The 15,700-nt window shown below is 55.3% G+C and carries 13 protein-coding genes; 9 read left to right on the forward strand and 4 right to left on the reverse strand.

Features of this window, described 5'->3' with window-relative positions; translation table 11 throughout:
• Nucleotides 1–84: 84 nt before the first annotated feature.
• The 4 genes from SPE70_RS04325 to map all read right to left on the reverse strand — a co-directional run bounded on the left by SPE70_RS04325 (nucleotide 85) and on the right by map (nucleotide 4,949).
• Complete coding sequence (locus SPE70_RS04325) at nucleotides 85–471, reverse strand: DUF3461 family protein (RefSeq protein WP_002889292.1); 387 nt, start codon at nucleotides 469–471, stop codon at nucleotides 85–87.
• Between the two features lie 107 nt (nucleotides 472–578).
• Nucleotides 579–1,403: a 2,3,4,5-tetrahydropyridine-2,6-dicarboxylate N-succinyltransferase gene (dapD, locus tag SPE70_RS04330; protein WP_002889295.1), complete on the reverse strand. Its 825-nt coding sequence runs from the start codon at nucleotides 1,401–1,403 to the stop codon at nucleotides 579–581.
• Between the two features lie 30 nt (nucleotides 1,404–1,433).
• Nucleotides 1,434–4,037: a bifunctional uridylyltransferase/uridylyl-removing protein GlnD gene (glnD, locus tag SPE70_RS04335; RefSeq protein ID WP_229532339.1), complete on the reverse strand. Its 2,604-nt coding sequence runs from the start codon at nucleotides 4,035–4,037 to the stop codon at nucleotides 1,434–1,436.
• Between the two features lie 117 nt (nucleotides 4,038–4,154).
• Entirely contained in the window at nucleotides 4,155–4,949 is a 795-nt protein-coding gene (map, locus tag SPE70_RS04340) for a type I methionyl aminopeptidase (protein WP_004204446.1), read from the reverse strand.
• Nucleotides 4,950–5,272: 323 nt separating this feature from the next.
• Here map and rpsB point away from each other — a divergent pair, with 323 nt between their 5' ends.
• The 9 genes from rpsB to bamA all read left to right on the forward strand — a co-directional run bounded on the left by rpsB (nucleotide 5,273) and on the right by bamA (nucleotide 15,671).
• Nucleotides 5,273–5,998 carry a 30S ribosomal protein S2 gene (gene rpsB, locus SPE70_RS04345; RefSeq protein ID WP_008807356.1) on the forward strand — a complete coding sequence of 242 codons (726 nt, stop codon included), beginning with the start codon at nucleotides 5,273–5,275 and terminating at the stop codon, nucleotides 5,996–5,998.
• A gap of 119 nt (nucleotides 5,999–6,117) precedes the next feature.
• Nucleotides 6,118–6,969: a translation elongation factor Ts gene (gene tsf, locus SPE70_RS04350; protein ID WP_004151930.1), complete on the forward strand. Its 852-nt coding sequence runs from the start codon at nucleotides 6,118–6,120 to the stop codon at nucleotides 6,967–6,969.
• 147 nt (nucleotides 6,970–7,116) lie between these two features.
• Nucleotides 7,117–7,842, forward strand: a complete 726-nt coding sequence (gene pyrH / locus SPE70_RS04355; RefSeq protein ID WP_004098747.1) for a UMP kinase — start codon at nucleotides 7,117–7,119, stop codon at nucleotides 7,840–7,842.
• 150 nt (nucleotides 7,843–7,992) lie between these two features.
• Nucleotides 7,993–8,550, forward strand: coding sequence for a ribosome recycling factor (frr, locus tag SPE70_RS04360; protein WP_002889308.1), 558 nt, complete (start codon nucleotides 7,993–7,995; stop codon nucleotides 8,548–8,550).
• Between the two features lie 227 nt (nucleotides 8,551–8,777).
• Complete coding sequence (ispC, locus tag SPE70_RS04365) at nucleotides 8,778–9,980, forward strand: 1-deoxy-D-xylulose-5-phosphate reductoisomerase (protein WP_046882478.1); 1,203 nt, start codon at nucleotides 8,778–8,780, stop codon at nucleotides 9,978–9,980.
• A 237-nt stretch (nucleotides 9,981–10,217) separates the two neighbouring features.
• Nucleotides 10,218–10,976 (forward strand): (2E,6E)-farnesyl-diphosphate-specific ditrans,polycis-undecaprenyl-diphosphate synthase, encoded by a 759-nt coding sequence (gene ispU / locus SPE70_RS04370; RefSeq protein ID WP_012968905.1) that lies wholly within the window; start codon nucleotides 10,218–10,220, stop codon nucleotides 10,974–10,976.
• A 12-nt stretch (nucleotides 10,977–10,988) separates the two neighbouring features.
• Nucleotides 10,989–11,846 (forward strand): phosphatidate cytidylyltransferase, encoded by an 858-nt coding sequence (gene cdsA, locus SPE70_RS04375; protein ID WP_008807353.1) that lies wholly within the window; start codon nucleotides 10,989–10,991, stop codon nucleotides 11,844–11,846.
• Between the two features lie 11 nt (nucleotides 11,847–11,857).
• A complete protein-coding gene (gene rseP, locus SPE70_RS04380) occupies nucleotides 11,858–13,210 on the forward strand; it encodes a sigma E protease regulator RseP (protein WP_008807352.1) in 1,353 nt (450 codons plus the stop codon).
• Between the two features lie 31 nt (nucleotides 13,211–13,241).
• On the forward strand, nucleotides 13,242–15,671 hold the full coding sequence (gene bamA / locus SPE70_RS04385; protein ID WP_008807351.1) for an outer membrane protein assembly factor BamA: 2,430 nt from the start codon (nucleotides 13,242–13,244) through the stop codon (nucleotides 15,669–15,671).
• Nucleotides 15,672–15,700 lie beyond the last annotated feature (29 nt).

Raw genomic sequence — 15,700 nt, forward strand, 5'->3', positions numbered from 1 at the left:
GCCTTACCCGGCCTGGAGGATGCATGGCGTAAGCGGCAGATTATATTGGTTGCCCGGTCAGGCGGTGCGCCGCCGGGAACGCTGTCACTTACGGGTAAGTTTTTCCAGATCGGCTTCGATTTCGCTGATCTTATTGGTGACCACGCTTTCCAGATGGCGTAAATCGTCGAGGATTTTACGCTTGAGATCGATTTCAGTGCGATCGCGCTGGCAGATCTGATCCAGTTCGTCGATGACGTAGCGCAGATTGGGGCTGATCTCCTGGACTTCTTTGTAGCCCTGGCCGACGCCGTCGGCGACAACGGTTTTGCGCTGACGCGGGTATTTAAACTTCACGCTCTTGGCGAAGAATTCGCCTTTGTCTTTCTGAAAATAGATTTTCAGGATGTCGTTGTTAGCTTCCTGCCGCAGGCTATAGCGATCGATCTCATCAGGGTTGGTAATGCCAAGACTTTTCAGATTATCGTACATAACGGTACCTTTGATAGCATCATAACCATTGAATAATTAACGAAAAAATCCATTTTCGCCAGCATCAAATATAAAAAAAGCGGGATATCTCCCGCTTTTTATTTGCTTTAGTCGATGGTGCGCAGCAGTTCGTTAATGCCGACTTTGCCGCGGGTTTTGGCATCGACTTTCTTAACGATCACCGCGCAGTACAGGCTGTATTTACCATCCTTCGACGGCAGGTTGCCTGACACGACTACCGAGCCAGCCGGTACGCGGCCGTAGAAGACTTCACCGGTTTCGCGATCGTAGATTTTGGTGCTCTGACCCAGGTAAACGCCCATGGAGATGACGGAGCCTTCTTCGACAATCACCCCTTCAACCACTTCAGAGCGCGCGCCGATGAAGCAGTTGTCTTCGATGATGGTCGGGTTCGCCTGCAGCGGCTCCAGTACGCCACCGATGCCGACGCCGCCGGACAGGTGAACGTTTTTACCGATCTGCGCGCAGGAGCCGACGGTAGCCCAGGTATCAACCATGGTGCCTTCGTCAACGTAGGCGCCGATGTTAACGTAGGACGGCATCAGCACGGTGTTGCGGGCGATGAATGCGCCCTGACGTACCGCTGCCGGCGGCACCACGCGGAAACCTTCTTTCTGGAAACGCGCTTCGTCATAGTCAGCGAATTTCATCGGTACTTTATCGAAGTAGCGGCTTTCCGCACCATCGATAACCTGGTTATCGTTAATACGGAAAGAGAGCAGTACCGCTTTCTTCAGCCATTGATGCGTCACCCACTGACCATCGATCTTCTCAGCGACGCGCAGCGCGCCGGAATCCAGAAGGGCGATAACCTGGTTTACCGCTTCGCGGGTCACGGTATCCACATTGGCCGGCGTGATGTCGGCGCGACGCTCGAAGGCGGACTCAATAACGTTCTGTAACTGCTGCATTGTTTCTTTCCATTCACTAAAAAAAATACGTCACCCTTTATCGTTTGGATTGAGGGCCTCTGTCAACCGTTGTTGCACTTCTTGTTGTAGCTCATTATTAAGGCCACGCCGGTCGGCGGTGGCGATTATAAATAAATCTTCTACTCGCTCACCAATTGTCGTAATTCGCGCCCCGTGAAGCGAAATACCGAGGTCGGCGAACACCTGGCCGACGCGGGCGAGCAGCCCTGGCTGATCGAGCGCAATCAGCTCGAGAAACGATTTTCGATCGGTATGGGTCGGCAGGAAATTCACCTCTGTCGGCACAGAGAAGTGACGCAGTTTTGCCGCCTGACGACGCGGGGCCGGGGGTTCCCAGCTGCGCTGAGTTATCGTCTGTTCAAGACCGTGGCGAATCGCGTCGTGGCGGTCAGCTGAAAGCGGGCTGCCGTCGGGTTCGAGGACAATAAAGGTATCCATCGCCATGCCGTCGCGGGTGGTGAAGATCTGCGCGTCGTGGACGCTAAGGTTGCGACGGTCCAGTTCGCCGCACACCGCGGCAAACAGATAAGGGCGATCCGGGCTCCAGATAAAAATCTCCGTACCGCCGCGGGTGGCCTGCGAACTCAGCAGGATCATTGGCTTATTCAGATCGTGACGCAGCAGGTTGCGGGCGTGCCAGGCGAGCTGCGTCGGCGTATGCCGCACGAAATAGTTGGCGCGGCAGCGGTTCCAGATCTGATGCAGCGCCTCTTCATTAATATTGTCCATCCGCAACAAAGCCAGCGCCTGCAACTGATGATGACGCACCCGTTCGCGCATGTCCGGGGTGCTTTGCATGCCCCGACGCAGCTGTTTCTCGGTGGCGAAATAGAGTTCGCGCAGCAGACTCTGCTTCCAGCTGTTCCACAGCGTTTCGTTAGTGGCGCAGATATCGGCAACGGTCAGGCACACCAGATAGCGCAGGCGATTTTCCGTTTGCACTTCCTCGGCGAACTGCTTAATCACCTCCGGATCCTGAATGTCGCGCCGCTGGGCGGTGACCGACATCAGCAGATGGTGACGCACCAGCCAGGCGACCAGCTGCGTTTCGCGAGAGTTCAGTCCGTGCAGCTCGGCAAACTTCAGCACATCCTGCGCGCCGAGGATCGAGTGGTCGCCGCCACGCCCTTTCGCAATGTCGTGGAACAGGGCGGCGATTAAAATCAGCTCCGGGTGCGTTAAGCGCGGCCATAGCTCCACGCACAGCGGGTGGCGGCTGCGGGTTTCTTCTTTGGCAAAGCTCTCCAGCTTCAGCATCACGCGGATGGTGTGTTCATCGACGGTGTAGGCGTGAAACAGATCAAACTGCATCTGGCCGACGATATGTGACCACTGCGGCATATAGGCCCACAGCACGCTGTGGCGATGCATCGGCAGCAGTCCGCGGCTGACCGCCCCCTGATGGCGCAGCATGCTGAGAAAGAGCGTGCGCGCCTCCGGGATATAGCACAGCGGCTGGGTCAGATGGCGCCGGGCATGGCGCAGATGGCGCAACGTCGTGGAGTAGATGCCGGTGATAGTGCTGTTGCGCACCATCATATAAAACATGCGCAGAATGGCCTGCGGTTCGCGAATAAACAGCGTGTCGTCACGCAGATCGATAAGGGTGCCGCGCAGCTGGAAGTCATCGTCTATCGGGCGCGGTTTTTCATCCTCGGTCAGGGCGAGAATAGCCTCTTCAAACAGCTGAAGCAGCATCTGGTTCAGCTCGCTCACCCGGCGGGTGACGCGGAAGAAGTCCTTCATCATATGCTCAATCGGCTGGTTGCCGTCGCCTTCATAGCCAAGCCGGCGGGCGACGCTGAGCTGGCGGTCGAAAAGCAGACGGTTGTCATAGCGAGTGAGCTCGAGATGCAGTGCGAAACGGATGCGCCACAGCTGATGCAGACACTCGTTGAGCTCATTGCGCTCGGCTTCGGTCAGAAAGCCGAAGCCGACCATCTCATCCATCGAGGTGGCGCCAAAATGACGGCGAGCCACCCACTGTAGCGTATGGATGTCGCGCAGGCCGCCGGGGCTGCTTTTTACGTCCGGCTCCAGGTTATAGCTGGTGCCGTGATAGCGTTGATGACGGACGTTCTGCTCTTCCACTTTGGCGGCGAAGAACTTTTCCGATGGCCAGAAGCCGTCGCTAAAAATATGTTTTTGCAGTTCAAGGAACAGTGCGACGTCGCCGATCAGCAGGCGCGATTCAATCAAGTTAGTGGCGACGGTGAGATCCGAGAGTCCTTCCAGCAGACACTCTTCGAGGGTGCGCACGCTGTGGCCCACCTCCAGCTTGACGTCCCACAGCAGCGTCAGCAGTTCGCCGACCTTTTGCGCCTGCTCGTCAGGCAGCTTTTTGCGGCTGAGGATCAGCAGGTCGACGTCAGAGAGCGGATGCAGCTCGCCGCGGCCATAGCCGCCGACGGCCACCAGCGCCAGATCGCAGACGGATTCAAAACCGTAGGCGATCCACAACCGCTGCAGCAGCTGGTCGATAAATTCGGTGCGCGCCGCAATGAGCTGCTCCGCGGCGATGCCGGAGTCAAACGCCTCGCCCAGCCAGTGCTGGAAGGTATCGATGTGCGCCTTAATTGCAGCACAGTTCAGATCGCCCTGCGGCCAGCTCACCGGATGTTCCGGCGGGACGGGCAGAAGAGGGGAGGCTGTGTCAGGTAATGAGTTGCTCATCGCGTCACCATAAGAAAAAACTATCTAATAAAAAAGCCGGCGGGCGCCGGCTTTTCATCATTCATCGTGCGAGATTATCGCCGGGATGGTGTCATCCTTGCGTAGCGTCAGAATTTCGCAGCCGTTGTCTGTCACCACAATAGTATGCTCGTACTGCGCAGACAAGCTCCGGTCTTTAGTTTTCACCGTCCAGCCGTCTTTCATGCTGCGGATCTCTTTTTTACCGGCGTTGACCATCGGCTCGATGGTGAAGGTCATGCCGGGTTTGAGTACAACGTTGGTTTCTGGTGAGTCGTAGTGCAGCACCTGCGGCTCTTCATGGAAGCCGCGGCCGATACCGTGGCCACAGTATTCGCGCACCACGGAAAAACCTTCGGCTTCAACGTATTTCTGGATCGCCGCGCCGATGGTGCGCAGGTTGATCCCCGGCTTCACCATTTTCAGCGCCAGATACAGGCTTTCCTGAGTGATGCGGCACAGGCGCTCACCGAGAATCGTCGGTTTACCGACGATAAACATTTTGGAGGTGTCGCCATGGAAATCATCTTTAATGACCGTCACGTCGATGTTAACGATATCGCCATCTTTCAGCAGTTTGCCGTCGTCAGGGATACCGTGGCAAACTACTTCGTTGACCGAAATGCAGACGGACTTCGGATAGCCGTGATAGCCGAGGCAGGCGGAAATGGCCTTCTGCTCGTTAACGATATAGTCGTTACAGATGCGGTCCAGTTCACCGGTGCTGACGCCAGGTTTAACCCAGGGTTCGATCATTTCCAGCACTTCAGCGGCCAGGCGGCCGGCAACGCGCATTTTTTCAATGTCTTCAGATGTCTTGATAGAGATAGCCATGGAGTATGTCCAGCAGTGTCGATATTTTCGACAATAATAGAGTAAGTCCTGCCAATGGTAACAGTCCGGGCAGGCTGGTGCCAAATTGAGAATCATTAACAGCACGTGGCGTCAACAAGAGTTGGTGTCTGGGCGGATTTTGTGGTATAAAGCGCGCCGGACTTCCGTTCCATCTCAGATACACAAGGATGGGACGTAAGCGACATACTCATATTGTGTAAATAACACACACGTATCGACACATATTCCGGGGTGCCCTTTGGGGTCGGTAATATGGGATACGTGGAGGCATAACCCCAATTTAATCTATAGAGGTTTTAAACATGGCAACTGTTTCCATGCGCGACATGCTCAAGGCTGGTGTTCACTTTGGTCACCAGACCCGTTACTGGAACCCGAAAATGAAGCCTTTCATCTTCGGCGCGCGTAACAAAGTTCACATCATCAACCTTGAGAAAACGGTACCGATGTTCAACGAAGCTCTGGCTGAGCTGAACAAAATCTCTGCCCGTAAAGGCAAGATCCTGTTCGTGGGTACTAAGCGCGCTGCAAGCGAAGCGGTAAAAGAAGCTGCTAACAGCTGCGACCAGTTCTTCGTGAACCATCGCTGGCTGGGCGGTATGCTGACTAACTGGAAAACCGTTCGTCAGTCCATCAAACGTCTGAAAGACCTGGAAACTCAGTCCCAGGACGGTACTTTCGACAAGCTGACCAAGAAAGAAGCGCTGATGCGCACTCGTGAGCTGGACAAGCTGGAAAACAGCCTGGGCGGTATCAAAGACATGGGCGGCCTGCCGGACGCACTGTTCGTTATCGACGCTGACCACGAGCACATCGCTATCAAAGAAGCAAACAACCTGGGTATTCCGGTATTTGCTATCGTTGATACCAACTCTGATCCGGACGGCGTAGACTTCGTTATCCCGGGTAACGACGATGCAATCCGCGCAGTAAGCCTGTACCTGGGCGCTGTTGCTGCTACCGTTCGTGAAGGTCGCTCTCAGGACCTGGCTTCTCAGGCGGAAGAAAGCTTCGTAGAAGCTGAATAATAAGGTTTAAGCCCTTATTAGTACCGTGTATGAATAGGGGCCCATTACAGGCCCCTTTTTTCAATTTACGCTGTTTGGCCGTTGGCCGGGCAGTATCCACATCTCCCGAGGATTTTAGAATGGCTGAAATTACCGCTTCCCTGGTAAAAGAACTGCGCGAACGTACTGGCGCAGGCATGATGGATTGCAAAAAAGCGCTGACTGAAGCGAATGGCGACATCGAGCTGGCAATCGAAAACATGCGTAAATCCGGCGCGATCAAAGCGGCGAAGAAAGCAGGCAACGTGGCTGCTGACGGCGTGATCAAAACCAAAATCGAAGGCAACTACGGTTACATTCTGGAAGTTAACTGCCAGACTGACTTCGTTGCTAAAGATGGTGGTTTCCAGGCATTTGCTGACAAAGTACTGGACGCTGCTGTTGCGGGTAAAATCTCCGACGTTGAAGTTCTGAAAGCGCAGTTCGAAGAAGAACGCGTTGCGCTGGTTGCTAAAATCGGTGAGAACATCAACATCCGTCGTATCGCTGTTCTGGAAGGCGACGTTCTGGGTAGCTACCAGCACGGTGCGCGCATCGGTGTTCTGGTTGCCGCTAAAGGCGCTGACGAAGAGCTGGTTAAGCAGCTGGCAATGCACGTTGCAGCAAGCAAGCCGGAATTCGTTAAGCCGGAAGACGTGTCTGCTGAAGTGGTAGAGAAAGAGTACCAGGTTCAGCTGGACATCGCGATGCAGTCCGGTAAGCCGAAAGAAATCGCAGAGAAAATGGTTGAAGGCCGCATGAAGAAATTCACCGGCGAAGTTTCTCTGACGGGTCAGCCTTTCGTTATGGAGCCGAGCAAATCTGTTGGTCAGCTGCTGAAAGAGCACAACGCTGACGTGACTGGCTTCATCCGCTTTGAAGTGGGCGAAGGCATCGAGAAAGTTGAGACTGACTTTGCAGCAGAAGTTGCTGCGATGTCCAAGCAGTCTTAATTTTTACAAGGAGCCGCCTGAGGGCGGCTTCTTTTTGCGCCCATTTTGTAAATTCAGCCAACTGCGTATAGTGACCGCGCTGAAATGCGACATACAATGTCGCCAGAATTCTCATATCTCATTCGTTGACAGTCTCAGGAAAGAAACATGGCTACCAATGCAAAACCCGTCTACAAACGTATTCTGCTGAAATTAAGTGGCGAAGCGCTGCAGGGCTCAGAAGGCTTCGGTATTGATGCAAGCATACTTGACCGCATGGCTCAGGAGATCAAAGAGCTGGTCGAGCTGGGTATTCAGGTTGGCGTAGTAATTGGTGGTGGTAACCTGTTCCGTGGTGCTGGTCTGGCGAAAGCGGGTATGAACCGCGTTGTGGGCGACCACATGGGCATGCTGGCAACGGTCATGAACGGCCTGGCAATGCGTGATGCGCTCCACCGCGCCTATGTGAACGCTCGTCTGATGTCCGCCATCCCGCTGAACGGCGTGTGCGACAACTACAGCTGGGCAGAGGCGATCAGCCTGCTGCGCAACAACCGCGTGGTGATCCTCTCCGCAGGCACCGGCAACCCGTTCTTTACCACCGATTCCGCAGCCTGCCTGCGTGGTATTGAAATTGAAGCCGACGTGGTGCTGAAAGCGACCAAGGTTGACGGTGTGTTTACCGCGGATCCGGCCAAAGATCCTTCTGCCACCATGTACGATCAGCTGACCTACAGCGAAGTGCTGGATAAAGAGCTGAAAGTCATGGATCTGGCGGCCTTCACCCTGGCGCGTGACCACAAATTGCCGATTCGCGTCTTCAACATGAACAAACCCGGCGCCCTGCGTCGCGTGGTCATGGGCGAAAAAGAAGGCACATTGATCACGGAATAATTCCCGTCAGCGCCAAATCCGGGTAATATTCCGCTTTACTTTCGCGGGGATATTGCCCGGTGATTTTCATTAAATCTGACTATACTTAGCTCATTTTCCGACGGGTGTCCCGTCTGGTCTGACTGAGACAAGCTTTCAAGGATTCGTAACGTGATTAGCGATATCAGAAAAGATGCTGAAATCCGCATGGAAAAATGCGTCGAAGCATTCAAAAACCAAATCAGCAAAATTCGCACGGGTCGTGCTTCTCCGAGCCTGCTGGACGGGATTGTTGTTGAATATTACGGTACGCCGACTCCGCTGCGCCAGCTGGCCAGCGTCACCGTCGAAGACTCCCGTACCCTGAAAATCAACGTCTTTGACCGTTCTATGTCTGCGGCCGTTGAAAAAGCGATCATGGCGTCTGACCTCGGTCTGAACCCAAGCTCCGCCGGCAGCGATATTCGTGTTCCGCTGCCGCCGCTGACCGAAGAGCGTCGTAAAGATCTGACCAAGATCGTCCGTGGCGAAGCTGAGCAGGCGCGTGTCGCCGTGCGTAACGTTCGCCGTGACGCGAACGACAAAGTTAAAGCGCTGCTGAAAGAGAAAGAGATCAGCGAAGATGACGATCGCCGTTCTCAGGACGACGTGCAGAAAATGACTGACGCCGCCATCAAGAAAGTTGACGCGGCGCTGGCAGATAAAGAAGCGGAACTGATGCAGTTCTGATGCTCTGCTGTTGCTCGGGCCGATACTTCCTGGCCTGAGTAAAATCTGAAACGCCGTACAGAAGACTGTACGCTCAATTCTCGGGATTGCGTTGAGCTGGCTGGCCTTGTAGCCTTTAGCGCTAAGTTGAAGGCCTGATGCCGCCGCCTTACCCCCGATAGTTGTCGCGTAGGGGCTTGCTGGCGGCGTTTTGCTTTTTATTCTGTTTCCTTTCTTCTGGACGTCTCATGAAGCAATTAACCGTTCTCGGTTCGACCGGCTCCATTGGCTGTAGCACGCTGGACGTGGTACGCCATAACCCTGGTTGCTTTTCCGTCGCCGCGCTGGTCGCGGGGAAAAACGTTGACCGCATGGTTGAACAATGCCTGGAATTTACTCCGCGTTACGCCGTGATGGATGATGCGCAAAGCGCTGAGCGGTTGCGCACCCGTCTGCATGAGCATGGCTGCCGTACCGAGGTGCTGAGCGGCCAGCAGGCGGCGGCTGAGGTCGCGGCGCTGGATGAGGTCGATCAGGTGATGGCGGCAATCGTCGGCGCGGCGGGGCTGGTACCGACGCTTGCGGCGATCCGCGCCGGGAAAACCGTGTTGTTGGCGAATAAAGAATCGCTGGTGACCTGCGGTCGCTTGTTCATGGAGGCCGTTCAGCGGTCGGGGGCGCGATTGCTGCCGGTCGATAGCGAACATAACGCGATTTTTCAGAGTATGCCGGAGACAATTCAACAGCATCTGGGATACGCTGACCTCACCCGGAATGGCGTCTCGTCCATTCTGTTAACCGGTTCCGGGGGGCCTTTCCGCGAGACGGACGTGGCTGAACTATCGGCGATGACCCCGGATCAGGCCTGCCGCCATCCCAACTGGTCGATGGGACGTAAGATCTCCGTCGATTCAGCCACGATGATGAACAAAGGTCTGGAATATATTGAAGCGCGCTGGCTGTTCAATGCTTCGGCGCAGCAGATGGAAGTGCTGATCCACCCGCAGTCGGTGATCCACTCGATGGTTCGCTATCAGGACGGCAGCGTGCTGGCCCAGCTTGGGGAGCCGGATATGCGCACGCCGATTGCTCATACCATGGGCTGGCCACAGCGCCTGAGCTCCGGGGTCAAACCACTGGACTTCTGCCAGCTGAGCAACCTGAGCTTCTCCGCGCCGGACTACGCCCGCTATCCCTGCCTGAAGCTGGCGATGGACGCGTTTGAGGTCGGCCAGGCGGCCACCACGGCGCTGAATGCGGCCAATGAAGAGTCGGTTGCCGCGTTTCTGCATGGCGATATCCGCTTTACCGATATTGCGGCGGTGAATCTGGCGGTGCTGGATAAGATGAACCTGCAGGAGCCGCAAAGCATTGATGATGTTCTGGTTATCGACGCTGACGCTCGTGCGGTAGCTCACCAGCAGCTTAATCGTTTGGGCGCGCAGGCGTAACGCGGTGGTATTTGTGGGCGAAAGGCTTCGGTGATATAGTCTGCGCCACCCGATCGTTGCATTTTGTTGTTAAAGATTACGGTGGCCGTGGCAAAACACGGCTTTTTTGCGTAAAGCTTTTGGTTGTTCTCTGCGATTGGCTGCAGCCCCGGCATCGGATAAAAATGCGTATCCAGCGCGGCCCGGTGGCCTCTGTTTGGTGGCTAGTTAATCCTTATTATGGACTTAAAACGCGTGATGTTGTCTGCTAATCAAACTGTCAGCGAAATATCGCCAACTCATGGCTGCCGTCATGTCGCCATTATTATGGATGGCAACGGCCGTTGGGCGAAACGGCAAGGTAAAATTCGCGCTTTCGGGCACAAGGCCGGTGCGAAATCCGTGCGTCGCGCGGTCTCCTTCGCGGCGAATAATGGAATTGAGGCGTTAACGTTATACGCGTTCAGCAGCGAAAACTGGAACCGTCCAGCCCAGGAAGTCAGCGCGCTGATGGAACTGTTCGTCTGGGCGCTGGATAGCGAAGTCAAAAGTCTGCACCGACACAATGTGCGTTTGCGGGTCATTGGCGACACCACGCGCTTCAATGCGCGCCTGCAGGAACGCATCCGCAAAGCGGAAGCGTTGACCGCAAACAATACCGGCTTAACGCTGAACATTGCGGCAAATTACGGCGGTCGCTGGGATATTACCCAGGGCGTTCGTCTGCTGGCGAAACAAGTACAGGACGGGACGCTGCTGCCTGAAGAGATCACGGAAGAGATGCTGAGTCAGCAGGTCTGCATGCATGAACTGGCTCCCGTTGATTTAGTTATTAGGACCGGGGGAGAGCACCGAATAAGTAACTTTTTGATTTGGCAAATTGCCTATGCCGAACTTTACTTTACGGATGTTCTTTGGCCCGATTTTGCTGAACAGGACTTTGAAGGTGCACTCCATGCCTTTGTTAATCGAGAGCGTCGTTTCGGCGGCACTGAGCCGGGTGGCAGTCATGCCTGATGGGGGTCACTTTTGCTGAAGTATCGCCTGATATCTGCTTTCGTCTTAATTCCCGTCGTCATTGCGGCGCTGTTCTTATTGCCGCCGATGGGATTTGCTATCGTGACCCTCGTGGTCTGCATGCTCGCCGCGTGGGAGTGGGGGCAACTGAGCGGTTTCACCTCAACGTCGCAGCGGGTCTGGCTGGCGGTGCTGTGCGGCCTTCTGCTGGCTGCCATGCTTTTTCTGCTGCCTGAATACCATTATGACGTTCATCAACCGATGGTGGAAGGTTCACTCTGGGCCTCATTCGCCTGGTGGATCGTCGCGCTGTTGCTGGTGTTATCGTACCCGGCGTCGGCGGCATTCTGGCGCCATTCCAAAGTGCTGCGCCTTATCTTCGGCATATTGACCATTGTTCCGTTTTTCTGGGGCATGCTGGCGCTGCGCGCCTGGCACTATACCGATAACCACTACAGCGGTGCGGTGTGGCTGCTGTACGTCATGATCCTTGTCTGGGGAGCCGACTCTGGCGCCTACATGTTTGGCAAAATGTTCGGCAAGCATAAGCTGGCGCCAAAGGTTTCACCGGGAAAAACCTGGCAGGGTTTTTTTGGCGGTTTGCTGACGGCGGCCGTGATCTCCTGGGCTTACGGGGTGTGGGCGCATCTTGACGTCACGCCGACGGTGCTGCTGGTCTGTTCCGTGGTGGCGGCCCTGGCTTCCGTGCTGGGCGATCTGACGGAAAGTATGTTTAAGCGCGAGGCCGGCATTAAGGATAGCGGGCACTTGATTCCCGGACACGGCGGTATTCTCGATCGTATCGACAGCCTGACGGCGGCGGTACCGGTCTTCGCCTGTCTGCTACTGTTGGTCTTCAGGACGATTTGACGGAAGGTTATATGCTGAGCGTGCTCTGGAATCTGGCAGCTTTTATCATTGCGCTTGGCGTACTGATTACGGTGCATGAGTTTGGCCATTTTTGGGTGGCGCGCCGCTGCGGCATCCGGGTTGAGCGTTTTTCTATCGGCTTTGGCAAAGCGCTGTGGCGGCGGATGGATAAGCAGGGCACGGAGTTCGTGATTGCCCTGATCCCGCTGGGCGGCTACGTCAAGATGCTGGACGAGCGCGTCGAGGCGGTGGCGCCGGAGATGCGCCACTACGCCTTCAACAATAAAACCGTCGGCCAGCGTGCGGCGGTGATTGCCGCCGGCCCCATCGCTAACTTCATTTTCGCTATCTTTGCTTACTGGCTGGTCTTTATTATCGGTGTTCCTGGCGTGCGGCCGGTGGTGGGTGAAATAACGCCCAATTCGGTTGCCGCGCAAGCACAAATTGCAAAAGGAACGGAACTTAAAGCGATAGATGGTATCGAAACGCCTGATTGGGATGCGGTGCGTATGCAGCTGGTCGCCAAAATCGGCAACCCGCAAACAATACTTACCGTCGCCCCTTTCGGGACCAATCAGCGCCAGGATAAAATCGTCGATCTGCGGCACTGGGCGTTTGAGCCAGACAAGCAAGATCCCGTGACCTCGCTGGGGATCCAGCCGCGCAGCGCGCAGATTGATACGGTGCTGGCGGAGGTCCAGACGGGCTCGGCAGCTCAGAAAGCGGGTTTGCAAGCGGGCGACCGGATCGTTAAAGTCGATGGTCAACCGTTAACGCAGTGGATGACGTTTGTTAATCTGGTGCGCGATAATCCGGGCAAAGCGCTGGCGCTGGAGATTGAACGGCAGGGGAGTGCGCTGCCGTTAACCCTGACGCCGGATGCGAAAACGGTAAAAGGTAAGGCAGAAGGGTTCGCAGGGGTGGTGCCAAAGGTCATCCCGCTACCTGAGGAATACAAGACAGTACGTCAGTACGGACCGTTTGCCGCCATCGCTGAAGCCACGGATAAAACCTGGCAGCTGATGTCACTGACGGTCAGGATGCTGGGTAAATTGATAACCGGTGATGTCAAACTGAACAACCTCAGTGGGCCGATCTCTATCGCTCAGGGGGCTGGAATGTCAGCGGAGTTTGGGTTGATTTATTATCTGATGTTCCTTGCGCTGATTAGCGTGAACCTCGGAATCATCAACCTGTTCCCACTGCCCGTACTGGATGGGGGACATCTGCTGTTTTTAGCGATCGAAAAGCTGAAGGGCGGGCCGGTATCCGAGCGAGTTCAAGACTTTAGTTATCGCATTGGCTCAATACTGCTGGTGCTGTTAATGGGGCTTGCACTTTTCAATGATTTCTCTCGGTTATAAGAGAGTTTGTTAGGAAGAACGCATAATAACGATGGCGATGAAAAAGTTGCTCATAGCGTCGCTGCTGTTTAGCAGCGCGACTGTATACGGTGCTGAAGGGTTCGTGGTGAAGGACATTCATTTCGAAGGCTTGCAGCGTGTCGCTGTTGGTGCGGCCCTCCTCAGTATGCCAGTGCGTCCTGGCGATACGGTGACCGACGATGATATCAGTAACACTATTCGCGCGCTGTTTGCCACTGGCAACTTTGAGGACGTCCGCGTCCTGCGCGATGGTGATACCCTGCTGGTGCAGGTGAAAGAGCGTCCGACGATCGCCAGCATCACCTTCTCCGGCAATAAGTCGGTGAAAGATGACATGCTCAAGCAGAACCTCGAGGCCTCTGGTGTTCGGGTGGGCGAGTCGCTTGACCGCACGACCATCGCGGATATCGAGAAGGGTCTGGAGGATTTCTACTACAGCGTTGGTAAATACAGCGCCAGCGTCAAAGCGGTTGTGACGCCGCTGCCGCGTAACCGTGTCGATCTGAAGCTGGTCTTCCAGGAAGGCGTCTCCGCAAAAATTCAGCAGATCAATATCGTCGGCAACCATGCGTTTTCGACCGATGAACTGATCTCCCACTTCCAGCTGCGCGATGAGGTACCGTGGTGGAACGTGGTCGGCGACCGTAAATACCAGAAGCAGAAGCTGGCGGGCGACCTTGAAACCCTGCGCAGCTACTATCTGGATCGCGGTTATGCCCGTTTCAACATCGATTCTACTCAGGTTAGCCTGACGCCGGACAAGAAAGGGATCTACATTACCGTCAACATCACCGAAGGCGATCAGTACAAGCTTTCCGGGGTGCAGGTAACGGGCGATCTCGCGGGCCATTCGGCCGAAATCGAAGCGCTGACCAAAGTCGAGCCGGGCGAACTGTACAACGGCGCGAAAGTAACCAAGATGGAAAACGACATCAAGAAACTGTTGGGTCGTTATGGTTACGCTTACCCGCGCGTTCAGTCGCAGCCGGAAATCAACGACAGCGATAAGACCGTCAAACTGCACGTCAACGTCGATGCGGGTAACCGCTATTATGTGCGTAAAATTCGCTTCGAAGGCAACGACACCTCCAAAGATGCCGTCCTGCGCCGCGAAATGCGCCAGATGGAAGGCGCATGGCTGGGGAGCGATCTCGTCGATCAGGGTAAAGACCGCCTCAACCGTTTAGGCTTCTTCGAAACGGTGGATACCGATACCCAACGCGTGCCGGGCAGCCCGGACCAGGTCGACGTTGTCTACAAGGTGAAAGAGCGTAACACCGGTAGCTTCAACTTCGGTATCGGCTACGGTACCGAAAGCGGCGTCAGCTTCCAGGCGGGCGTCCAGCAAGATAACTGGTTAGGTACCGGTTATGCGGTCGGGATCAACGGCACCAAAAACGATTACCAGACCTATACCGAACTGTCGGTGACCAACCCGTACTTCACCGTTGACGGTGTGAGCCTCGGCGGCCGTATCTTCTATAATGACTTCGATGCGAACGATGCGGATCTGTCTGACTATACCAACAAAAGCTATGGTACAGACGTCACGCTGGGCTTCCCGGTCAACGAATACAACACGCTGCGCGCCGGGGTCGGTTATGTTCATAACTCCCTGTCCAATATGCAGCCGCAGGTGGCGATGTGGCGTTACCTGAACTCGATGGGCCAGTATCCGGACAACACCAACGACCGGAACTCGTTCAGTGCGAATGACTTCACCTTCAACTACGGTTGGACCTACAACAAGCTTGACCGCGGCTTCTTCCCAACGGAAGGTTCGCGCGTCAACCTGAACGGTAAGGTGACCATTCCGGGCTCAGACAACGAATACTACAAAGCGACGCTGGATACCGCCACCTATGTGCCGATCGACAACGATCACCAGTGGGTAGTGTTGGGTCGTACCCGCTTTGGCTATGGCGATGGTATCGGCGGCAAAGAGATGCCGTTCTATGAGAACTTCTATGCCGGTGGTTCCAGCACCGTGCGTGGCTTCCAGTCGAACACCATTGGTCCGAAGGCGGTGTACTTCCCGTCGAGCAGCCGTCATGATGGCGATAGCGGTTATACCAATGACTGTAAGAGCACCGAATCCGCGCCGTGTAAATCCGATGATGCGGTGGGCGGTAACGCGATGGCGGTGGCCAGCCTGGAGCTGATTACCCCGACGCCGTTTATTAGTGACAAATATGCGAACTCGGTCCGTACTTCCGTCTTCTGGGATATGGGTACCGTATGGGATACTCACTGGGATTCGAACGCCTATGGCGGTTACCCGGATTACAGTGATCCGAGCAACATCCGTATGTCTGCGGGTATTGCCGTGCAGTGGATGTCGCCGTTGGGGCCGTTGGTCTTCTCCTACGCCCAACCGTTCAAAAAGTACGATGGAGACAAAGCCGAACAGTTCCAGTTTAACATTGGTAAAACCTGGTAATTGTTGGCGGCAACGGAATGCAAGTGCAG

It is taken from the genome of Klebsiella sp. ZJOU C1, assembly GCF_035620215.1.
Taxonomy (GTDB): domain Bacteria; phylum Pseudomonadota; class Gammaproteobacteria; order Enterobacterales; family Enterobacteriaceae; genus Klebsiella; species Klebsiella variicola.